The 21,211-nt window shown below is 66.9% G+C and carries 18 protein-coding genes and 2 tRNA genes; 2 read left to right on the plus strand and 18 right to left on the minus strand.

The window, feature by feature from the left end; genetic code table 11:
• Positions 1–6 precede the first annotated feature (6 nt).
• Positions 7–651, plus strand: coding sequence for a cytochrome b/b6 domain-containing protein (locus RAMLITH_RS18695; RefSeq protein WP_168108959.1), 645 nt, complete (start codon positions 7–9; stop codon positions 649–651).
• A gap of 29 nt (positions 652–680) precedes the next feature.
• The gene (locus RAMLITH_RS18700) at positions 681–947 is read left to right on the plus strand and encodes a hypothetical protein (protein WP_168108960.1); all 267 of its coding nucleotides are present in this window, start codon (positions 681–683) and stop codon (positions 945–947) included.
• 70 nt (positions 948–1,017) lie between these two features.
• On the opposite strand, the gene RAMLITH_RS18705 is transcribed toward RAMLITH_RS18700, so the two are convergent.
• The 18 genes from RAMLITH_RS18705 to RAMLITH_RS18790 form a co-directional block, all read right to left on the minus strand.
• Positions 1,018–1,093, minus strand: a tRNA-Phe gene (locus RAMLITH_RS18705).
• Between the two features lie 19 nt (positions 1,094–1,112).
• Complete coding sequence (locus tag RAMLITH_RS18710; protein ID WP_168108961.1) at positions 1,113–1,802, minus strand: response regulator; 690 nt, start codon at positions 1,800–1,802, stop codon at positions 1,113–1,115.
• A gap of 41 nt (positions 1,803–1,843) precedes the next feature.
• Positions 1,844–4,117 carry a sensor histidine kinase gene (locus RAMLITH_RS18715; protein ID WP_168108962.1) on the minus strand — a complete coding sequence of 758 codons (2,274 nt, stop codon included), beginning with the start codon at positions 4,115–4,117 and terminating at the stop codon, positions 1,844–1,846.
• The gene (locus RAMLITH_RS18720; RefSeq protein WP_337786178.1) at positions 4,114–4,644 is read right to left on the minus strand and encodes a DUF4390 domain-containing protein; all 531 of its coding nucleotides are present in this window, start codon (positions 4,642–4,644) and stop codon (positions 4,114–4,116) included. Before RAMLITH_RS18720 ends, RAMLITH_RS18715 begins: the two co-directional genes overlap by 4 nt.
• Before the next feature lie 52 nt (positions 4,645–4,696).
• Entirely contained in the window at positions 4,697–6,040 is a 1,344-nt protein-coding gene (gene rsmB / locus RAMLITH_RS18725) for a 16S rRNA (cytosine(967)-C(5))-methyltransferase RsmB (RefSeq protein ID WP_168108963.1), read from the minus strand.
• Positions 6,041–6,071: 31 nt separating this feature from the next.
• Positions 6,072–7,343, minus strand: a complete 1,272-nt coding sequence (locus tag RAMLITH_RS18730; RefSeq protein ID WP_168108964.1) for an NAD(P)/FAD-dependent oxidoreductase — start codon at positions 7,341–7,343, stop codon at positions 6,072–6,074.
• 8 nt (positions 7,344–7,351) lie between these two features.
• Positions 7,352–7,687, minus strand: coding sequence for a c-type cytochrome (locus RAMLITH_RS18735; RefSeq protein ID WP_168108965.1), 336 nt, complete (start codon positions 7,685–7,687; stop codon positions 7,352–7,354).
• Between the two features lie 381 nt (positions 7,688–8,068).
• Positions 8,069–8,653, minus strand: coding sequence for a LemA family protein (locus RAMLITH_RS18740; protein ID WP_337786179.1), 585 nt, complete (start codon positions 8,651–8,653; stop codon positions 8,069–8,071).
• 68 nt (positions 8,654–8,721) lie between these two features.
• Positions 8,722–12,948, minus strand: a complete 4,227-nt coding sequence (gene rpoC, locus RAMLITH_RS18745; protein ID WP_168108966.1) for a DNA-directed RNA polymerase subunit beta' — start codon at positions 12,946–12,948, stop codon at positions 8,722–8,724.
• Positions 12,949–12,968: 20 nt separating this feature from the next.
• Positions 12,969–17,081, minus strand: a complete 4,113-nt coding sequence (gene rpoB / locus RAMLITH_RS18750) for a DNA-directed RNA polymerase subunit beta (RefSeq protein WP_168108967.1) — start codon at positions 17,079–17,081, stop codon at positions 12,969–12,971.
• Positions 17,082–17,342: 261 nt separating this feature from the next.
• Positions 17,343–17,720, minus strand: coding sequence for a 50S ribosomal protein L7/L12 (gene rplL, locus RAMLITH_RS18755; protein ID WP_168108968.1), 378 nt, complete (start codon positions 17,718–17,720; stop codon positions 17,343–17,345).
• A 43-nt stretch (positions 17,721–17,763) separates the two neighbouring features.
• Positions 17,764–18,288, minus strand: coding sequence for a 50S ribosomal protein L10 (gene rplJ, locus RAMLITH_RS18760; protein ID WP_168108969.1), 525 nt, complete (start codon positions 18,286–18,288; stop codon positions 17,764–17,766).
• Positions 18,289–18,530: 242 nt separating this feature from the next.
• Positions 18,531–19,226: a 50S ribosomal protein L1 gene (gene rplA, locus RAMLITH_RS18765; protein WP_168108970.1), complete on the minus strand. Its 696-nt coding sequence runs from the start codon at positions 19,224–19,226 to the stop codon at positions 18,531–18,533.
• Positions 19,227–19,658, minus strand: coding sequence for a 50S ribosomal protein L11 (rplK, locus tag RAMLITH_RS18770; RefSeq protein ID WP_168108971.1), 432 nt, complete (start codon positions 19,656–19,658; stop codon positions 19,227–19,229). It abuts the gene before it with no gap.
• A gap of 146 nt (positions 19,659–19,804) precedes the next feature.
• The gene (nusG, locus tag RAMLITH_RS18775) at positions 19,805–20,416 is read right to left on the minus strand and encodes a transcription termination/antitermination protein NusG (protein WP_168108972.1); all 612 of its coding nucleotides are present in this window, start codon (positions 20,414–20,416) and stop codon (positions 19,805–19,807) included.
• Complete coding sequence (gene secE, locus RAMLITH_RS18780; protein ID WP_168108973.1) at positions 20,416–20,799, minus strand: preprotein translocase subunit SecE; 384 nt, start codon at positions 20,797–20,799, stop codon at positions 20,416–20,418. The genes nusG and secE overlap by 1 nt, the downstream gene beginning before the upstream one ends.
• A gap of 128 nt (positions 20,800–20,927) precedes the next feature.
• A tRNA-Trp gene (locus RAMLITH_RS18785) sits at positions 20,928–21,003 on the minus strand.
• A gap of 65 nt (positions 21,004–21,068) precedes the next feature.
• A partial coding sequence (locus RAMLITH_RS18790) for an EF-Tu C-terminal domain-related protein (protein WP_475493628.1) occupies positions 21,069–21,211 on the minus strand: 143 nt, incomplete at its 5' end.

Here is a 21,211-nt window from a genome sequence, read left to right on the forward strand (position 1 = left end):
GTCACCATGACCAAGGTCTATGTCAATCCGCTGCCCGTCCGCATCTGGCACTGGGCCAACGCGCTGATGTTCATCATCCTGATCGTGACCGGGGTGCAGATCCGCTACCTGGACCTCTTCAGCCTGATGTCCTTCCGCACCGCCGTCGTGGTGCACAACTGGGTGGCCTTCGCGCTGATCGCCAACTTCTTCATCTGGCTGCTGTTCTACCTGTTCTCGGACAGGAACAAGGCCTACCACCCCGAGTTCAACATCGTCAAGCTGGCCGACCAGTCGCTCAAGCAGATGCTGTACTACGGGTACGGGATGTTCCGCGGCGAGCCCAATCCGCACCACATCGACCCGTACAACAAGTTCAACCCGCTGCAGCGCATGCTCTACCAGATCCTGATGCTGTTCCTGCTGCCGCTGCAGTTCGCCACCGGCCTGATGCTGTGGGACGTCAAGCGCTTCCAGCCGTACATCGACATGGTCGGCGGGGTGCGGGTGGTCGACACGGTGCACGTGCTGATCTTCATCTTCTTCGTCTTCTACATGTTCTTCCATCCGTACCTGGCCACGCTGGGCCACACGCCCACCGCCCACATCAAGGCCATGATCACGGGGTACGAGGACGACGACCACGGACATGCGCCTGCGGGATCGGTGTAGCGACGCGGATGCCTGCAAGACGAAGCGACATGGAACATGTACCAAGCAAGGACCGGTTCTGGGACGTGGCCCCCGCCGCGGAAAGGATCTTCGGCCACGTGAAGAGCCACCCCGAGCTGAGTGCGATGGCACTCGACTTCGACTACGGCCTCGTCGACGCACCCAGCAGCCGGGCGGTGGCGAAGTTTTCCTGCTCCGCGACCTGCAAGCCGTGCCAGGCCATCGTCTGGGTGACCGCCGCCACGCAGATGGACGGCAGCTGGCGGATCACGCACTCGCTGCAGTGGGGGGAATGAGGCCTCGGCGACCTGCCGCCCGCAATGAGAAAACGCCTCGACAGCGTGGAGCTGCCGAGGCGTCATTTTTTGGTGGCCTGGGGCGGAATCGAACCACCGACACGCGGATTTTCAATCCGCTGCTCTACCAACTGAGCTACCGGGCCGGAAGCCGCTGATTATATATCAGCCGCCACGCTTGCCCCGCGACAGGTCGACACCCAGCTGCTTCAGCTTGCGATACAGGTGCGTGCGCTCCAGGCCGGTCTTCTCGGCCACGCGCGTCATCGAGCCGCCTTCCTTGGCCAGGTGGAACTCGAAGTAGGACTTCTCGAAGTCGTCGCGCGCATCGCGCAGCGGCTTGTCCAGCTCGAACAGCTGTCGCGCCTGCGGGCCCATGTCGACGACCGGCGGCAGCGGCTGCCCGCCGGTCATCGCGGCTTCCACGGTCAACTCGGCCGGCGTCATCGGCAGGCTCGCCGGCGCCCCGGGCTTGCGCGCCAGCGCCGGCTGGTTGCGCGAGAGGCCCGCCTCCACCGCCTTCAGCAGCTTCTGCATCGTGATCGGCTTTTCCAGGAACGACTGGGCGCCGATCTTGGTCGCCTCGACAGCGGTCTCGATCGTGGCGTGGCCGCTCATCATGATCACCGGCATGCTCAGCAGGCCCGTGGTCGACCATTCCTTCAGCAGCGTGACCCCGTCGGTGTCCGGCATCCAGATGTCCAGCAGCACCAGGTCCGGCCGGGTGCGGCTGCGGGCCGCGCGGGCCTGGGCCGCGTTCTCCGCCAGCTCGACGTTGTGTCCCTCGTCGTTGAGGATCTCCGAGAGCAGGTCGCGGATGCCCAGCTCGTCGTCGACGACCAGTATGTTTGCCATTGATGTCCTGATGGTGCGGCGGCCGCGCCACGGAAGTGTTGCTATGCCGCAACCGGGAATGATAACGACACTTGCGCGCCCAGCACGAGGCCGTTTTCCACACGATTCTTCAGATCGACGCGGGCCGCGTGCTCATCCGCGATTTTTTTCACGACTGCCAGCCCCAGCCCGGTTCCCTTGGCCTTGGTGGTGACGTACGGCTCGAAAGCGCGCTTGAGGATGTGCTCGGGAAATCCGCTGCCGCTGTCCTGGACGATCAGCCGGGTGCGCCGACTGCCCTCGTTCCATTGCGTCTTCACCGCCACCTGGCGCACGGCCGCGCCTTCGGTCGCGTCCTGGGCGTTCTGCAGCAGGTTGTGGAGCACCTGGCGCAGCTGCTGCGCATCGCCGAGGATCGGCGGGCAGCGGGCGTCCAGCTCCATCCGCACCGGCACGTGCGACGGATGCTCGCCGTCGCCCTCGCGCGCATACAGGTGCAGCACGTCGCTGACGAGCGCGTTCAGGTCGAGCGGCTTCAGCTCGGCGGCCGGCAGGCGGGCATAGTCGCGGAACTCGTTGACCAGCCGCTTCATCGCGTCCACCTGGTCGACGATGGTCTGCACCGACTTGGTCATCAGCGCCTGCTCCGCCGGCGCGAGCTTGCCCGCCAGCTTCTTTTCCATCCGCTCCGCGGACAACTGGATCGGCGTCAGCGGATTCTTGATCTCGTGCGCCAGCCGCCGCGCCACCTCGCCCCAGGCCTGCGCGCGCTGGGCGGAAACGATCTCCGAGATGTCGTCGAACACCAGCAGCCGCGCCGTCCGGCCCGGCTGCTCGCCCGGCATTTCGGCGCCGCGCGCCACCAGCGTCACCACGTTGCCGGGTGCGCCGGCCCCCACCGCGCCAAGTTCGAAGGACTGCTGCCAATGGTCCAGGCCATGCTGCCGGCGCTCGGCCAGGTAGTCGTCGAACTGCTGCTGCACGGCCGCGCCGAACGTCTCCAGCCCCTCGACGCTCGCCAGGGGCCGGCCCTCGCACGCCGCCAGCGGCACGCGCAGGATCCGCGTCGCGCCGGGGTTGGCGGTCAGGATGCGCCCCTGCTCGTCCAGCACGACCACGCCGGCCGTGAGGTTGTCCAGGATGGTTTGCAGGTGGGCGCGCGCCGCGTTCACCTGCACCATGCTCTTGTCGACCGCCGCCCGCGCATCGGCAAGCTGCTGCGTCATCTCCGCGAACGACCGGGTGAGGCCGCCCAGTTCGTCCTTGCCCTGCAGCGCCGGCTTGGGCGACAGGTCGCCTGCGGCCACCTCCCGCACGCCCGCCGCCAGCACCAGCAGCGGCCGCGCCAGCTGGTTGCCCAGGACGATGGCCAGCACCACGGCGCCGAAGACGGCCAGGAACAGGCTGAGCGTCAGCGTGCCGATGTACATGCGGCGCAAGCCCTCGCGCCCGAGGGCGCGCTGCTGGTACTCGCGGTTGGCCTCCTGCACCGAAATGGCGTTGGCCACCAGCGGCGACGGCAGCATCTGGGTCACCTGCAGGATGCGCGGCTCGGCCAGCAGGCCGACCGTCGGCGGGGAAACGACGGCGAGCGCCTTGATGCGGGTGTTGTTCAGGCCGCCCGGGTCGTCCAGGCCTTCGATCACCGCCACCGCGCGCTGCGACCGCACGTTGCGCAGCAGCTGGTTGCTGGGTCGTTCCGGATTGAGCTGGAAGCGCGATTGGCCGGCGCTCGCGACCAGCTGGCCGGTCCCGCTCCACAGCACCACGTCGGAAGCGGAAAGCTGCTCGCGCAGGCGCTCCAGGGCCAGCGGCGCCATGGCGGCAGGCGTGTCCGCGAGCTCCTGCGCCGCCGACCGGGTCTTGTTGGCCAGGTCGCTGGCCAGCGTGTCGAGTGTGACGCGGCCCAGGTTCAGCCCGGCCTCGAGCGCCCCTTCGACCTTGACGTCGAACCAGCTCTCGATCGACCGCGACACGAACTGGTAGGACACCACATAGATCAGCAATCCCGGCAGGAAACCCACCAGCGCGAAGATGGCGGCCAGCTTCACCAGCAGGCGGCTGCCGAACTTGCGCTGGCGCAGCCGGGACACCATCCGGACCGCGATCCAGGCGATCACCAGCAGCAGCAACGCGGCGACGGCGACGTTGATGACGAACAGGCGGCCGTAGTTGCGCTCGTACAGCTCGCGGTTGCCGGTGGCCTGGGTCAGCAGGAACATCAGCACGATGCCGATCGCCATGATCACCGCCACGGCGACGAACATGCCCCAGCGGAAGGCGCGCGAGCTGCGCAGCGGGTAGCGCTGGTCGGCGCTCGCCGGCGCGGTGCTCATCGCGCGCTCTCGGCCGGCACGGCCAGGTTGCGCACGGCGCTGATGCTCCACTCCGACTGGCCCACGGCGCCGATCTGGAACGGCCGCGGCAGCTGCGAGACGTCGAGGCGGAACCGGAAGTCGACGTTGTACTGCAGCTGAGGATCGAGGTCCTGCAGGTCCGCGATTTTCCACCGGGACACGCGTTGCACGGCAGCGAGCGCTTCCTCACGTGTCTCGAAGGTCTGCCCGAGCCCGCCCGAGTTGCCGATCGGCGCCGTCGAAACCACCAGGCGCCAGCGCCGCGTCAGCGGCTGGAAGGACAGGCGCATGTGGCGGGCCGCCGTGACGATCTGCTTGTCGTACCAGTACCAGCGATCGCGAAACAGCACGGCTTCGGTCGCGAAGAACATCGGAATGCCCTTGGCCAGCGCATCCTCGATCACCGGCGGCAGGTCGAAGCGCACGCTGGCCGACAGCAGCACCCCCTCCTCGGCGAGTTCCACCCGCAGCTGGGTGATTTCGGCATTGCCGGACTGGGCGTGCACGGCCGGCGCCAGCGCCAGCAAAGCCAGCGCGAGGGCTGCCGCCGCCAGCAGCTCAAGCCCCCGGCGCAGCGCGCCCGGGACCCGCCTTCTCCAGCAGGGCGAAATAGAAGCCGTCGTGATCACCTGGCTGATTGTCCCGGAGCGGCTTGCCCTTTGAGCCGCCCTGGGGCAGCAAATGGCCGGGCGCGCCCAGCGAAAGAGCGTCGCTGTTGTGCGCAAGAAACGTTCGCGCCTGGGCCTCGCCTTCTTCGCGAAACACCGAGCACGTGCAATAGAGCAGCCGCCCGCCCGGCTTGAGCAGCGGCCAGAGCACGGCCAGCAACCGGGCCTGGACCTGGGCGAGCCGGTCTATGTCGCTCTCCCGGCGCAGCCACCGCACGTCGGGGTGGCGGCGCACGATCCCCGACGCGGTACACGGCGCATCGAGCAGGATCGCGTCGAAGGGCTCGCCGTCCCACCATGCGGAAGGATCGGCCGCATCCGCCGCGACGACGCGCGCCTGCAGGCCCAGCCGCCGCAGCGTGTCGCCGATCCGCTCGCAGCGGGCGGGATCCACGTCCAGCGCCAGTACCGCGGCATCGGCCAGCTCCAGCAGGTGCCCGGTCTTGCCCCCGGGCGCCGCGCAGGCGTCCAGCACCCGCAGCGGCGCGCTGCCGGCGCGCAGGCCGTGCAGCAGCAGCGGCGCCGCCAGTTGCGCCGCCGCATCCTGCACCGAGACGACGCCGGCGTCGAACCCGGGCACCGCGTGCACGCCGCGAGGCCGCTCCAGGATGACGCCATGCTCGCCCACCGCGTGCCCGGCGCTGCCCTCGGCCTCCAGGCGCGCCAGATAGGCGTCGCGCGTGGACCGGCGCACGTTGACCCGCAGCGTCATCGGCGGCTGGCTGTTGTTGGCCGCCAGGATGTCCTGCCACTGGTGGGGGTAGTCGCGCCGCAACCTGGCGATCCACCAGTGCGGATGGTTCCACCGCGCCACCGGATCGGCGTCGGTGGTGGCGACCAGCGCGTCGCGTTCGCGCAGGAACCGGCGCAGGCAGGCGTTGATGAAATTGGCCTGTCCGCGGGTCGCCGGCTGCCGCTTGGCGGCCTCCACGGCCTGGTCGACCAGCGTGAACACTTCGTACGGCGCTTCGTCCTCGCGCCAGCACAACGCCAGCGCGGCGCACAGCAGCGCATCGGCGTCGGGCGGTGGCGGCCGCCTGGCCAGCTGGCGGCGCAGCGCCTCGGCGCGCCCGAGCTGGCGCAGCGCATGGAACGCCAGCGCCTGCGCGCCGGCACGCAGCTCGGCGGGCGCCTGTTCCAGGGCGGCGGTGGCGGATTCGCCCCGCCGCACCGCTGCCAAAACGGCAGCGGCAGCCTGAAGCTGCCGCCAGAGGGGTGGGGCCGGACCTGTCATCCGGCCATTGTGGCATCGGGCGCGCGGCTGCTCAGGCCAGCGTGTCCGCCCAGATGTTCTGCGCCCAGTTCCAGGCGTAGATGCCTTCCATCTCGTTGGGCGCGGGGCTCAGCCCGCCGGAGCCGGGCACGGTCTTGAAGGTCTTTTCGGCCGCGACGTACGAATGCACGCTCGCGACGTGGACGACGTTCCGGTCGTCGACGTAGCTGTAGCAGGTGTTGGTCAGCATCGGCGCCGGATTGACCGGCCAGCCGGCGAGCTGGGCGACCACCGCCGCCGCGGCCACCTTGGCGTGGCTGTTCGCCATGTGGCCGCTCTTGGGCATCAACGGCGCGAGCTGGATCGAGTCGCCGAGCACGTGGACGTCCTTTGCGACCGCGGATTCGAAGGTGAGGTAGTCGACGCCGCACCAGCGCCCGTTCACGTTGGCCAGCCCGGACTGCCCGGCGATGCGGCCCGCGCGCATCGGCGGCACGACGTTGAGCACGCTGGCCTTCACGTCGTCCTGCACCTCGAACTTCAGCACGCCGGCACGCGCGTCCACCGCCGCCACCTTGTGCTGCGGCCGGTACTCGATCATCCCCTGGTACTGGCCGGCCCACACCTTCTTGAACAGCGCGCCCTTGGAGGTGACGTCCTGGTTGGCGTCGAGGATCAGGACCTTGCTGCGCGGCTTCGCATGCTTGAAGTACCACGCCACCTGGCAAGCGCGCTCGTACGGCCCCGGCGGACAGCGGTACGGCTGTTCGGGAACGGTGATCGCATACACGCCGCCGTCGGGCATCGCCTCGAGCTGGCGCCGCAGCGCGAGCGTCTCGGGACCGGCCTTCCATGCGTGCAGCACCTGGCCGGCGGCGTGTGCCGGCTGCAGGCCCTCGACGGCGGCAAAGTCCAGTTCGATGCCGGGCGCCATGATCAACTTGTCGTACGCCATCGTCGCGCCGCTGGCCAGGGTGATCGTCTTGCGCCGCGTGTCCACGGCGGTGGCCATGTCGCGCACCACCCGCACGCCGTGCTTGCGGGCCAGGCCGTCGTACGGGGTGGTGATGTGGGCAATCTGCCTGCTGCCGCCGATCACCAGGTTCGAGATCGGGCACGACACGAAGGCTTCGTTCGGCTCGATCAGCACCACGTCGATCCGGTAGTCGGACAGCAGGCGTACGTACTTGGCCGCCGTGGCGCCGCCATAGCCGCCGCCGATGACGGCGACGCGTGCCTTCGCCGGCACGCCAGTGGTGGCGCAGGCGCCGAGCCCGAGCAGGCCCAGCGCCGCGGAAGACTGCAGGAACGAGCGTCTTTGCATGGTGGTCCTCACTGCTTCAAGCCGGCGAAATAGGTGGCGATCTGATCGAGCTGGGCGTCGCTGAAGCCCTTGGCGATCTGGTGCATGACGCTGGCCGGCCGGCTGCCGTCCTTGAAAGCCGTCAGCTGCCGCAACATGTATTCCTTCGGCATGCCCGCCACCGACGGAACCTGCGAGCCCTTGGTGGCGGAGCCGTTGGTGCCGTGGCAGTTGGCGCAGGTCGCGGCAAGGCTGCGCACGTACAGGGCTTCGTGCCCCTGGCCCTGCGCCATGGCTGGCAGGGTGGCCACGGCGGCCCCGGCGACGAGCAGGAACTGCAACCGAGCGAAAGCAGGCACGTTCATCATGAGCTCCCGGGTTAGGGCCTGTTCACACAAATATCTATGCTCTCGCAGCCCTGTATCGGGCCGCAGGCTAGGCGCGGGCGAAGGCCAATACCTGACGTATTGGCCTTTGACCGTAACAACGTATGCGGCCCGATACGGGGCTGCCCGAAGGGTTCGGCCGATACGGCGCCCTCGGCGCGCGGCCGAAATGGGTACAGACGTCCAGTCTGTACCCATTCCGGCCACACGCCGATCATCACCGTCTCGGCCGAACGAGAGTACAGATATCTGTGTGAACAGGCCCAGGGAGGCCGAGCATACTGAAGACCTTCGCCGCCGTGCAACAACCCGGACGGAGTACGGGTCAATCCCCCGAAGAAGTACGGGGGAACGGGGTCGTCAGCGCGCCGGAGCGACGTCGCCGAGGCTTGCAGCCAGTGGCAGACCGGGCTCGAAACCGAACAGCCAGGCCAGCAGGAGCGCCGGGAACTGGACGATGGCCTCGTTGTAGCGGACTACGGCGGCGTTGAATTGCTCGATCGCCGCGTGCGTCTGCGAGGCCAGTTGCGACCGCCGCGCGAGCAGGCTGTCGGGCAGCCGCGGACCCGCCAGGTCGTGCGCCTCGTCGCGCTGCGCCGTCTCCCAGGCCACGACCAGCACGTCGCAGGCCGCGTTCAGCGCCGCCATCCGCCTGGCGTCGAGCGGCCGGGTTCGCACGGCGGCGAGCGACGCCGCGAACTGGCGCGCCGCCCCCTGCAGCCCGGCCCAGAAGGTGCTCTCCGCCTCCAGTCCCGCCGGCTGCGTGAACTCGGCGCCCGGCAGGTGCTTGCTCACCAGCTCCACCTGTTTGGTGAACTCCGCCTCGACGCCGGCAAAAGCCGTTTGGGCCTCCGCGCGCAGCCGCACCAGCCGGTTGTACGCGCCCACCGCCCAGAACAGCAGGACGGCGGCGAGGGTCCAGGAAAGGATGGAGTTGGAGATCACGGCAAGAAAAAGGCCCCGGCCCTCTCGCGAGGATCCGGGGCCCGAGTGTACGGCGCGAAAGCGGATGCTCATTCGGCCGGCGTGTCCTCGCTGGTCTCCGGCACCGTCGCGCCTTCGCCCGCACCGGCCAGTTCCGCCGCTTCGGCGTCGGCGATGGCGCGGCGCTCGGCCTCGTCCATCTGGTCCTTCACCTTGCGGGCCTGGTGGTAGGCCATGCCCGTGCCCGCCGGGATGAGGCGGCCGACGATCACGTTTTCCTTCAGGCCGCGCAACTCGTCGCGCTTGCCCATGATCGCCGCCTCGGTCAGCACCCGCGTCGTTTCCTGGAAGGAAGCGGCGGAGATGAACGAGTCGGTCGACAGCGAGGCCTTGGTGATGCCCAGCAGCAGGTTGCTGTAGGTCGCCGGGATCTTGTCCTCGCCGCGCAGCGCGTCGTTGGTGTCCAGCATCTCCGAGCGCTCCACCTGCTCGCCGCCGATGTAGCTCGAATCGCCCGGGTTCTCGACCACGACGCGGCGCAGCATCTGGCGAACGATCACCTCGATGTGCTTGTCGTTGATCTTCACGCCCTGGAGGCGGTAGACGTCCTGCACTTCATCGACGATGTAGCGCGCGAGTTCTTCCATGCCCAGCAGGCGCAGGATGTCCTGCGGATCGGCCGGGCCGTCGACCACGGATTCGCCCTTGTTCACCACCTGGCCTTCGTGCACCAGGATGTTCTTCTCCTTGGGCACCAGCTCTTCCCAGACCTTGCCGTCCGGATCGGTGATCTGCAGGCGGATCTTGCCCTTGGTCTCCTTGCCGAACGACACCGTGCCGGTCATCTCGGCCAGCACGCCCTTGTCCTTGGGCGAGCGGGCTTCGAACAGCTCGGCGACGCGCGGCAGACCGCCGGTGATGTCGCGGGTCTTCTGGCCTTCGATCGGGATGCGCGCCAGCACTTCGCCGCCGCCCACGTCCTGGCCGTCGCGCACCTGGATCAGGGCGCCGACCTGGAAGCCGATCGTCACCGAGTGGTCGGTGCCGGGGATCTTCACCTCGTTGCCGGCGGCGTCGATCAGCTTCACCTGCGGACGCACCACCTTGGCGGAGCCGCGGCGCTTCGGGTCGATCACGACCAGGGTCGACAGGCCGGTGACCTCGTCCACCTGGCGCGCGACCGTCAGGCCTTCCTCGACGTTCTCGAACTTCACCTTGCCGGCGAATTCCGTGATGATCGGGCGCGTCAGCGGGTCCCAGTTGGCCAGCACGGTGCCGGCCTTCACCTGCTGGTCGGCCTTCACCGTCAGCGTGGCGCCGTACGGCACCTTGTGCCGCTCGCGCTCCCGGCCGTGCTCGTCGTGGATGATGATCTCGCCCGAACGCGCGATCACCACCAGCTCGCCCTTGCTGTTCGTCACGTAGCGCATCGTGCTGTTGAAGCCGATCGAGCCCGTGGACTTGGCTTCCACCGCCGAGGCGATGGCCGCGCGCGAGGCGGCGCCGCCGATGTGGAAGGTCCGCATCGTCAGCTGGGTGCCCGGCTCGCCGATCGACTGGGCGGCGATCACGCCGACGGCCTCGCCGACGTTCACCAGGCCGCCGCGGCCGAGGTCGCGGCCGTAGCACTTGGCGCACAGGCCGAAGCGGGTGGCGCAGGTCAGCGCCGTGCGGACCTTGACCTCGTCGACGCCGGCGCCCTCGAGCGCCTCGATCAGGTCCTCGTCCAGCATGGTGCCGGCCGGGGCGATCACAGCGCGGGTTTCCGGGTGCACTACGTCCTCGGCCGCCACGCGGCCCAGGATCCGGTCGCGCAGCGACTCGATGACCTCGCCGCCTTCGACGATGGCGCGCATCAGCGAGCCCTCGCGGGTGTCGCAGTCTTCCTCGGTCACGACCAGGTCCTGCGTCACGTCGACCAGGCGCCGCGTCAGGTAACCCGAGTTCGCCGTCTTCAGCGCCGTGTCCGCGAGGCCCTTCCGGGCGCCGTGGGTGGAGATGAAGTACTGCAGCACGTTCAGGCCTTCGCGGAAGTTGGCCGTGATCGGGGTCTCGATGATCGAGCCGTCCGGCTTGGCCATCAGGCCCCGCATGCCCGCCAGCTGGCGGATCTGCGCGGCCGAGCCACGGGCGCCGGAGTCGGCCATCATGTAGATGGAGTTGAACGACTCCTGGTCCACTTCCTTGCCGTTGCGGTCCTGCACCTTCTCCTTGGCGAGCTGGGCCATCATCACCTTCGACACTTCGTCGCCGGCCTTGCCCCAGATGTCGACCACCTTGTTGTAGCGCTCGCCGGCCGTCACCAGGCCGGACACGTACTGCTGCTCGATCTCCTTCACCTCGCGCTCGGCGCGGCCGATGATCTCGGGCTTCTGCGGCGGCACCAGCATGTCGTCGATGGCGATCGAGATGCCGGCCTTGGTCGCCAGCCGGAAGCCGTTCTGCAGCAGCTTGTCGGCGAAGACCACGGTCTCCTTCAGGCCGCACTTGCGGAAGGAGGCGTTGATCAGCTTGCTGATCTCCTTCTTCTTCAGCGCCTTGTTCAGGTTCGAGAACGGCAGCCCCTTGGGCAGGATCTCGGACAGCAGGGCGCGGCCGACGGTGGTGTCCACCAGCGAGGTGGACGGCACGAACTCGCCGCTGTCCTTGTCGCGGTTCCACTCCGTGAGGCGCACCGTCACCTTCGCGGTGAGGTCGACCTGGCCGGCGTCGAGCGCGCGCTGCACTTCGCCGACGTCGGCGAAGATCATGCCTTCGCCCTTGGCGTTGATGCGCTCGCGGGTCGTGTAGTACAGGCCCAGCACGACGTCCTGCGACGGCACGATGGACGGCTCGCCGTTGGCGGGGAACAGCACGTTGTTGGAGGCCAGCATCAGCGTGCGGGCTTCCATCTGCGCTTCCACCGACAGCGGCACGTGGACGGCCATCTGGTCGCCGTCGAAGTCGGCGTTGAAGGCGGCGCAGACCAGCGGATGCAGCTGGATCGCCTTGCCTTCGATCAGGATCGGCTCGAAGGCCTGGATGCCCAGGCGGTGCAGCGTCGGCGCCCGGTTCAGCATCACCGGGTGCTCCTTGATCACCTCTTCGAGGATGTCCCACACCACCGGCGTGCCGGATTCGACTTCCTTCTTCGCGGCCTTGATGGTGGTGGCGATGCCCATCGCCTCCAGACGCGAGAAGATGAACGGCTTGAACAGCTCCAGCGCCATCAGCTTCGGCAGGCCGCACTGATGGAGCTTGAGCGTCGGCCCGACCACGATGACCGAACGGCCCGAGTAGTCGACGCGCTTGCCCAGCAGGTTCTGGCGGAAGCGGCCGCTCTTGCCCTTGATCATGTCGGCCAGCGACTTCAGCGCGCGCTTGTTGGCGCCGGTCATCGCCTTGCCGCGGCGGCCGTTGTCCAGCAGCGAGTCCACCGCTTCCTGCAGCATCCGCTTCTCGTTGCGCGCGATGATTTCCGGCGCCTTGAGTTCCAGCAGCCGGCGCAGGCGTGAGTTGCGGTTGATGACGCGGCGGTACAGGTCGTTCAGGTCCGACGTCGCGAAGCGGCCGCCGTCCAGCGGCACCAGCGGACGCAGGTCCGGCGGCAGCACGGGCAGCACGTCCATCACCATCCACTCGGGCTTGATGCCGGACTTCTTGAAGGCTTCGAGCACCTTGAGCCGCTTGGCGTTCTTCTTGACCTTGACTTCGGAGCCGGTCAGGTCGCCGCGCAGCTTCTCGATCTCGATGTCGAGGTCGATGCCCATCAGCAGGTCCTTGATGCCTTCGGCGCCCATCTTGGCGACGTACTCGTCACCGTACTCCTTGCGCTTGGCCTCGTAGTCGTCCTCGGACATGATGCTGAACTTCTTCAGCGGCGTCATGCCGGGGTCGGTCACCACGTAGGCTTCGAAGTACAGCACGCGCTCGATGTCGCGCAGCGTCATGTCGAGCACCAGGCCCAGGCGCGACGGCAGCGACTTCAGGAACCAGATGTGCGCGCAGGGCGCGGCCAGGTCGATGTGGCCCATGCGCTCGCGGCGCACCTTGGTCTGCGTGACTTCGACGCCGCACTTCTCGCAGATGACGCCGCGGTGCTTCAGTCGCTTGTACTTGCCGCACAGGCACTCGTAGTCCTTGATCGGGCCGAAGATCTTCGCGCAGAAGAGGCCGTCCCGCTCCGGCTTGAAGGTGCGGTAGTTGATCGTTTCCGGCTTCTTGACTTCGCCGAAGGACCACGAGCGGATCTTCTCGGGCGACGCCATGCCGATGCGGATCGCATCGAAATGCTCGTCGGGCGTGAACTGCTTGAACAGGTCGAGGAGTGATTTCATGTGACTCTATTCCTTGCGAATTAGGAGCGTTCCAGTTCCATGTCGATGCCAAGGGACCGGATTTCCTTGACCAGCACGTTGAACGACTCGGGCATGCCCGCCTCGATCGCGTGTTCGCCCTTGACGATGGACTCGTACACCTTGGTACGGCCCTGCACGTCGTCGGACTTGACCGTCAGCATTTCCTGCAGCGTGTAAGCGGCGCCGTAGGCTTCCAGCGCCCACACTTCCATCTCGCCGAAGCGCTGGCCGCCGAATTGGGCCTTGCCGCCCAGCGGCTGCTGCGTGACCAGCGAGTACGGACCGGTGGAGCGGGCGTGCATCTTGTCGTCGACCAGGTGGTGGAGCTTCAGCACGTGCATGTAGCCCACGGTCACCGGACGCTCGAACTGGTCGCCGGTGCGGCCGTCGTACAGGTGCGCCTGCGTGCGGGTCCTGGTCAGGCCCTTGGCCTGCGCGACCTCGTCCGGATAGGCGAGCTGCAGCATGGCGCGGATTTCCTCTTCGGAGGCGCCGTCGAACACCGGGGTGGCGAACGGAACGCCCTGCGACAGGTTGCGCGCCATCTCCTGCACGTCGGCGTCGGAGAGCCCCGCGAGGTCTTCCTTGCGGCCGGAGCGGTTGTAGATCTGCTCCATGAACTGGCGCAGTTCGGCCGCACGGGCTTCCTGCTGCAGCATGTTGCCGATGCGCTGGCCGATGCCCTTGGCCGCCCAGCCCAGGTGCACTTCCAGCACCTGGCCCACGTTCATCCGCGACGGCACGCCCAGGGGGTTCAGCACGATGTCGCACGGCGTGCCGTCGGCCATGTAAGGCATGTCCTCGACCGGGACGATCTTGGACACGACGCCCTTGTTGCCGTGGCGGCCGGCCATCTTGTCGCCAGGCTGCAGGCGGCGCTTGACGGCCAGGTAGACCTTGACCATCTTCAGCACGCCGGCCGGCAGCTCGTCGCCCTGCGTCAGCTTCTTGCGCTTTTCCTCGAAGGCGAGGTCGAAGCTGTGGCGCTGCTGCTCGATCGAGTTCTTGATCGACTCGAGCTGCGAGGCGACCTCGTCTTCCGCCGGGCGGATGTCGAACCAGTGGAACTTCTCGACCGACTGCAGGTAGGCCTTGTCGATCTTGGTGCCCTTGGCCAGTTTCTGCGGACCGCCGTTGGCGACGCGGCCCGTCAGCAGCTTCTCGATCCGGTCGAACGCGTCGGCTTCGACGATCCGCAGCTGGTCGTTCAGGTCCAGGCGGAAGCGCTTGAGCTCGTCGTCGATGATCTGCTGCGCCCGCTTGTCGCGCTGGATGCCTTCACGGGTGAAGACCTGCACGTCGATCACGGTGCCTTGCGAGCCCTGGTCGACGCGCAGCGAGGTGTCCTTCACGTCGGAGGCCTTCTCGCCGAAGATCGCGCGCAGCAGCTTTTCCTCCGGCGTCAGCGTGGTCTCGCCCTTGGGCGTGACCTTGCCGACCAGCGTGTCGCCCGGCTGCACTTCGGCGCCGACGTAGATGATGCCCGACTCGTCCAGGCGGTTCAGCTGCTGCTCGGACAGGTTCGGGATGTCGCGCGTGATCTCCTCGGCGCCCAGCTTCGTGTCGCGGGCCATCACGACCAGCTCCTCGATGTGGATCGAGGTGTAGCGGTCGTCGGCGACGACGCGCTCGGAAATCAGGATCGAGTCCTCGAAGTTGTAGCCGTTCCACGGCATGAACGCGACCAGCATGTTCTGGCCGAGGGCCAGTTCGCCGATGTCGGTGGAGGCACCGTCCGCCACCACGTCGCCCTTGGCGATGCGGTCGCCGCGCTTGACGATCGGGCGCTGGTGGATGTTCGTGTTCTGGTTGGAACGCTGGTACTTGATCAGGTTGTAGATGTCCACGCCGACTTCGCCGGCCTGGGCTTCCTCGTCGTTCACGCGCACCACGATGCGGGTCGCGTCCACGTAGTCGACCACGCCGCCGCGGGTGGCGGTGACCACGGTGCCGGAGTCGACCGCCGAGACGCGCTCGATGCCGGTGCCGACGAAGGCCTTCTCCGGACGCAGCACCGGCACCGCCTGGCGCTGCATGTTGGCGCCCATCAGCGCGCGGTTCGCGTCGTCGTGTTCCAGGAACGGCACCAGCGAAGCGGCCACCGACACGATCTGCGCCGGCGAGACGTCCATGTACTGGATGCGGTCGGCGGAGACCAGGATCGACTCGCCCATCTCGCGGGCCGAGACCAGGTCGCCGGTGAGGCGGCCTTCCGCGTCCAGCGTCGCGTTGGCCTGCGCGATCACGTACTTGCCTTCCTCGATCGCGGACAGGTAGTCGATCTGCATCGTCACCTTGCCGTCGATCACCCGGCGGTACGGGGTCTCGATGAAGCCGTACTCGTTCAGGCGGGCGTACAGGGCCAGCGAATTGATCAGGCCGATGTTCGGGCCTTCCGGCGTTTCAATCGGGCAGACCCGGCCGTAGTGCGTGACGTGCACGTCGCGCACCTCGAAGCCCGCGCGCTCGCGGGTCAGGCCGCCCGGGCCCAGGGCCGAGACGCGGCGCTTGTGCGTGATCTCGGACAGCGGGTTGGTCTGGTCCATGAACTGCGACAGCTGCGACGCGCCGAAGAACTCCTTGAGCGCCGCGGAAATCGGCTTGGAGTTGATCAGGTCGTGCGGCATCAGCGGCTCCTGCTCCGCCTGGCCGAGACGCTCCTTCACGGCCTTCTCGATCCGTGCCAGGCCGGTGCGGTACTGGTTCTCGGCCAGTTCGCCGACGCAGCGCACGCGGCGGTTGCCGAGGTGGTCGATGTCGTCGACTTCGCCGCGGCCGTTGCGCAGGTCGACCAGGATCTTCACCACGGCCAGGATGTCCTCGTTGGTGAGGACCATCGGGCCGGTCGACTCGTTGCGGCCGACCTTGGCGTTGAACTTCATCCGGCCGACGCGCGACAGGTCGTAGGTGTCCGGGTTGTAGAACAGGCGCTGGAACAGGGCCTGCACCGCGTCTTCCGTCGGCGGCTCGCCGGGACGCATCATGCGGTAGATCGCGACGCGGGCGGCGAACTCGTCCACCGTCTCGTCGATGCGCAGCGTCTGCGAGATGTACGCACCCTGGTCGAGCTCGTTCGTGTAGATCACCTGCAGGTCTTGCACGCCGGCGGCGCGCAGCTTCTTCAGCAGGGCCTCGGTCAGCTCGTCGTTGGCCTTGGCGATGATCTCGCCGGTGTCCGCATCGATGATGTTGCGGGCGACGACGCGGCCGATCAGGTAGTCCTCGGGCACGCTGATGTGCGTGGTGCCCGACTGCTCGAGGTCACGGGTGTGGCGCGCGGTGACCCGCTTGTCCTTGGCAACGATGACCTTGCCGGACTTGTCGGTGATGTCGAAGCGCGCGACTTCGCCGCGCAGGCGCTCGGAGACGAACTCCATCTGCGCGCCGCTGTCCATCAGGCGGAAGTTGTCGTTGACGAAGAAGTTCGCCAGGATCGACTCGGGCGTCAGGCCGATCGCCTTCAGCAGGATCGTGACCGGCATCTTGCGGCGGCGGTCGACGCGGAAGTACAGGATGTCCTTCGGATCGAACTCGAAGTCCAGCCAGGAGCCGCGGTAGGGAATGATGCGCGCGGAGAACAGCAGCTTGCCCGAGCTGTGCGTCTTGCCCTTGTCGTGCTCGAAGAAGACGCCGGGGGAGCGGTGCAGCTGCGAGACGATGACGCGCTCGGTGCCGTTGATGATGAACGAGCCCTTGTCCGTCATCAGGGGCACCTCGCCCATGTAGACCTCCTGCTCCTTGACTTCCTTCACGACCTTCGACTGGGGCGTGGAGGACTCGCGGTCGTAGATGATCAGCTGCACCTTGGCGCGCACGGCCGAGGCGAAGGTCAACCCGCGGGTCTGGCATTCGCGCACGTCGAACGCCGGCTTGGCCAGGTTGTACTCGAGGAACTTCATCTCGACGAAGCCGTTGTGCGAGACGATCGGGAAGGCGGCGTTGAACGCGGCCTGCAGGCCTTCGATGGTGCGCTTGCCCGGCGCGAGGTCGGCCTGCAGGAAAGCGGTGTAGGCGTCCTTCTGCATCTGCAGGAGGTACGGAATTTCGAGCACGCTGTCGCGGCTGCCGAAGCTTTTGCGGATGCGCTTGCGTTCGGTATAGGAATAGGCCATGAGATCTCCGGGCTAATGAGCTCTTCGCAACTGTCGCCCGGGCACCCGGGGCGAACGGGTGTCGGGCCGGCTTGGTCGGTTGGCCACTACCAACCTTGGCGGACGGCGATGCATTGCACATCGCCCGAACCAAGGCGTCTTCTGCAGTCGGGGTCAGAAGACACTGGGAAACGCCAGGTCGGGGCGTTTTCCGGTGCGCTCTGTCAACGGCAAAGGCTGGAGGCCCTTGCGAGCACTCCAGCCTCGGCAACCAGGGGCGACTTACTTCAGTTCGACCTTGGCGCCGGCTTCTTCCAGCTTCTTCTTGGCGGCGTCGGCGTCGGCCTTCGCAATGCCTTCCTTGACGGGCTTCGGCGCGCCGTCCACCAGGTCCTTGGCTTCCTTGAGGCCCAGGCCGGTGATCTCGCGCACGGCCTTGATGACCGACACCTTGTTGGCGCCGACTTCGGCCAGCATCACGGTGAATTCGGTCTTCTCTTCGGCGGCCGGGGCGGCGGCGCCACCGCCACCGGCGGCCGGGGCGGCCATCGCGGCGGCGCTCACGCCGAACTTCTCTTCGATCGCCTTGACGAGATCGTTGAGTTCCATGACCGTCATGCTGTCCAGCGCGGTCAGAAATTGGTCTTTATCGAATGCCATGTTGATTTCCTAGAAACAGTTTTGATCGAATGGTTCCGCCACTTCAGGCAGCGGCGCCTTCGGCAGCCGGCGCTTCCGCGCCGCCACCCTTCTTCTCTGCCAGTGCCTTCAGCACGACCGCGGTGCGCGAGATCGGCGACATCAGCAGGCCGCACAGCTGGGCCAGCAACACTTCCTTGGAAGGAATGTTGGCCAGTTGCTTCACGCCATTGACGTCGAGGGCCTTGCCACCGAACGCACCACCGCGAATGACCAGCTTGTCGTTGGTTTTCGCGAAGTCAGCCACCACTTTCGCGGCGGCGACGGCGTCGACGGAAAAGCCGTAGATCAGCGGGCCGGTCATCTGGTCGCCCACCACTTCGAACTGGCTGCCGGCCACAGCACGGCGGGCCAGAGTGTTCTTCAGAACACTCAGGCTGACGCCTTGGCTGCGTGCCTGGCTGCGCAGTTTCGTCATGTCGGCGACCGTGATGCCGCGGTACTCCGCCAACACCAGCGTTTGAGCTTTTGCGGCGAGGCCGGTCACTTCTTCAACGACCGCTTGCTTCTCACTGCGATTCAGACTCAAGGTCTACTCCTTTGAATGTGCCTTCGGGATTTCGCCCTCGGGCACGCCTGGTTTGCAGCGACCAACTGTTCGAAGAAATCTCTCGATTCCATCTGCAGCGGGATCGCCATCTGCGTTGGCTGGTTGATTAAGCGCCACTGCCCCGGCGCGCCAACGGTCTTGGATGGCCCGCCGTTCCCGCGAACGGCTCCGGCGGCCCACCACATCGGCGGCGCCTCGCGGCGCCGCCGGATTCCTCGCGATTACGCCGAGATGGATTGCGTGTCCACGCGGACACCCACGCCCATGGTCGACGAGACCGCCACTTTCCTCAGATACACACCCTTGCTGGTCGCGGGCTTGGCCTTGTTCAGGGCCTCCACCAGCGCGACCAGGTTGCCTTGCAGCTTGTCGGTCTCGAACGAGCGGCGGCCGATGCTGGCGTGGATGATCCCCGCCTTGTCGGCGCGGAACTGCACCTGGCCGGCCTTCGCGTTCTTGACCGCGGTGGCGACGTCGGGCGTCACCGTGCCGACCTTGGGGTTCGGCATCATGCCGCGCGGGCCCAGGATCTGGCCCAGCGCGCCGACGACGCGCATCGCGTCCGGAGCGGCGATCACCACGTCGAACGGCATGTCGCCGGCCTTCACGCGGGCAGCCAGGTCGTCCATGCCGACCACGTCGGCGCCGGCAGCCTTGGCTTCTTCCGCCTTGGCGCCCTGGGCGAACACCGCCACGCGCTTGGTCTTGCCGGTGCCGTTGGGCATCACGACGGCGCCGCGGACCACCTGGTCCGACTTCTTCGGGTCGATGCCGAGCTGCACCGCCACGTCGATCGACTCATCGAACTTGGCGTTGGCGCATTCCTTGACGAGGCCGAACGCATCGGCCAGCGGGTACAGCTTCGTGCTGTCGACCTTGCCCTCGAGGGCTTTCTGCTTCTTGGTCAGCTTGGCCATTTACACGCCCTCCACGGTGATGCCCATCGAGCGGGCCGAACCCGCCAGGGTCTTGATCGCCGCGTCGACGTCGGCGGCATTCATGTCCTTCAGCTTGGTCTTGGCGATTTCCTCGAGCTGGGCCCGGGTGATCTTGCCGACCTTGCTGCTGTGCGGCGTGGCAGAGCCCTTGTCGATCTTCACGGCCTTCTTGATCAGGACCGTCGCGGGCGGGGTCTTGATGATGAAGGTGAAGCTCTTGTCCGCATAGGCGGTGATGACCACCGGCAGCGGCAGGCCCGGCTCGACACCCTGGGTCTGGGCGTTGAACGCCTTGCAGAACTCCATGATGTTGAGGCCGCGCTGGCCCAGCGCGGGACCGATCGGGGGGGACGGGTTGGCCTTGCCGGCTGGCACTTGCAGCTTGACAAAACCGACGATTTTCTTCGCCATGGTTTATTTCCTTGCGGGTGATAGCGCCGGGCCCTGCGGCCTCGGCTCCCCGGGGTTGGCGGCTCGCCTGCTAAGGTTGATTGCCGAGCCGTGAAGGCAATCAACATCCGGGGACGAGGCTCCGAAGAAGCCTCCTCATCCTCTGTTTACGTTTTCTCGACCTGCGAGAACTCCAGTTCCACGGGCGTGGCGCGGCCGAAGATCGTGACCGAGACGCGCACCTTGTTCTTCTCGTAATTGACTTCCTCGACGGTGCCGTTGAAGTCGGTGAACGGGCCGTCCTTGACGCGAACGTACTCGCCCACGACGAATTCGACCTTGTGGCGCGGCTTCTCCGTGCCTTCTTCCATCTGGCCGAGGATCTTGGCGACTTCGTCTTCCGAGATCGGCGCCGGGCGGTTCTTCGCGCCGCCCACGAAACCGGTCACCTTGTTGGTGTGCTTCACCAGGTGCCAGGTGTCGTCGTTCATCACCATCTGGACCAGGACGTAGCCCGGATAGAAGCGGCGCTCGGAGGTGCGCTTCTGGCCGTTCTTGATCTCGACCACCTCTTCGGTCGGCACCAGGATCTCGCCGAACATGTCCTGCATGCCGGCACGATTGATCCGCTCGCGGATGTTTCGTTCCACCGCCTTTTCCATGCCGGAATAGGCGTGCACCACATACCACCGCAGGTCGGGGTTGGCGGCCTTGGCCGCGGCGCCGGGCACCTGGGACTCGGCGGAACTCGTTTCGGCGGCGTTGGTGGAATCGCTCATCATTTCTTCCAGCCCAGGATCAGGTCGTAGAACACCCATTCCAGGGTCTTGTCGGTGAGCCACAGGAACAGGGCCATCACGGCGCAGAAACCGATGACGTACAGCGTCATCTGCACCGACTCCTTGCGGGTGGGCCAGACGACCTTCTTGACTTCCTTCCAGGAGTCACGGCCGAAGGCGACGAACTGCTTGCCGGTTTCCGCCGTCATGAAGACGACGAAGGCGGCGGCCAGGCCGAGGACCAGGGCACCCCACTGGGCCAGTTGCCCCTGGCGGCCCAGCAGGTAGAAGCCCGCGAGCGCCGCGATCACCAATGCGATGGCGGCGCCGAGCTTGGCCTTGTCGGCGCCCGTGCTGACGGTTTCAACTTGAGAAGTGGCCATGTGAGGCGGGTTCCTGCTTCGATTTCCAGCGCTTTTTGAAGGCGCCAAACCCGCCTGCGGCGGGTTTTCGGTTCTACCCCCTCGCGGGGGCGTTTCACTGTCCGCCGTGGTGGCGGTCGCCACTCAGGTGGCAGGGGCAGTAGGAATCGAACCTACAACCTTCGGTTTTGGAGACCGACGCTCTGCCAATTGAGCTATACCCCTATACCGCTACGCTCCGGACGAAAACACGGATCGCCTGCTTTGCAGGCGACCGTGTCCTTCGATGTTTACTCCATGATCTTGGCAACGACGCCGGCGCCCACGGTGCGGCCGCCTTCGCGGATGGCGAAGCGCAGGCCCTCTTCCATGGCGATCGGGGCGATCAGCTTGACGGTGATCGTCACGTTGTCGCCGGGCATGACCATTTCCT

This window comes from Ramlibacter lithotrophicus, assembly GCF_012184415.1.
Classification (GTDB): domain Bacteria; phylum Pseudomonadota; class Gammaproteobacteria; order Burkholderiales; family Burkholderiaceae_C; genus Ramlibacter; species Ramlibacter lithotrophicus.

Bases quoted from the DNA above. Each gene is read 5' to 3' on its own strand.
- RAMLITH_RS18695 (WP_168108959.1), top strand. From the start codon at position 7: ATGACCAAGGTCTATGTCAATCCGCTGCCCGTCCGCATCTGGCACTGG.
- RAMLITH_RS18700 (WP_168108960.1), top strand. From the start codon at position 681: ATGGAACATGTACCAAGCAAGGACCGGTTCTGGGACGTGGCCCCCGCC.
- RAMLITH_RS18710 (WP_168108961.1), bottom strand. From the start codon at position 1,802: ATGGCAAACATACTGGTCGTCGACGACGAGCTGGGCATCCGCGACCTG.
- RAMLITH_RS18715 (WP_168108962.1), bottom strand. From the start codon at position 4,117: ATGAGCACCGCGCCGGCGAGCGCCGACCAGCGCTACCCGCTGCGCAGC.
- rsmB (WP_168108963.1), bottom strand. From the start codon at position 6,040: ATGACAGGTCCGGCCCCACCCCTCTGGCGGCAGCTTCAGGCTGCCGCT.
- RAMLITH_RS18730 (WP_168108964.1), bottom strand. From the start codon at position 7,343: ATGCAAAGACGCTCGTTCCTGCAGTCTTCCGCGGCGCTGGGCCTGCTC.
- RAMLITH_RS18735 (WP_168108965.1), bottom strand. From the start codon at position 7,687: ATGAACGTGCCTGCTTTCGCTCGGTTGCAGTTCCTGCTCGTCGCCGGG.
- rpoC (WP_168108966.1), bottom strand. From the start codon at position 12,948: ATGAAATCACTCCTCGACCTGTTCAAGCAGTTCACGCCCGACGAGCAT.
- rpoB (WP_168108967.1), bottom strand. From the start codon at position 17,081: ATGGCCTATTCCTATACCGAACGCAAGCGCATCCGCAAAAGCTTCGGC.
- rplL (WP_168108968.1), bottom strand. From the start codon at position 17,720: ATGGCATTCGATAAAGACCAATTTCTGACCGCGCTGGACAGCATGACG.
- rplA (WP_168108970.1), bottom strand. From the start codon at position 19,226: ATGGCCAAGCTGACCAAGAAGCAGAAAGCCCTCGAGGGCAAGGTCGAC.
- rplK (WP_168108971.1), bottom strand. From the start codon at position 19,658: ATGGCGAAGAAAATCGTCGGTTTTGTCAAGCTGCAAGTGCCAGCCGGC.
- nusG (WP_168108972.1), bottom strand. From the start codon at position 20,416: ATGAGCGATTCCACCAACGCCGCCGAAACGAGTTCCGCCGAGTCCCAG.
- secE (WP_168108973.1), bottom strand. From the start codon at position 20,799: ATGGCCACTTCTCAAGTTGAAACCGTCAGCACGGGCGCCGACAAGGCC.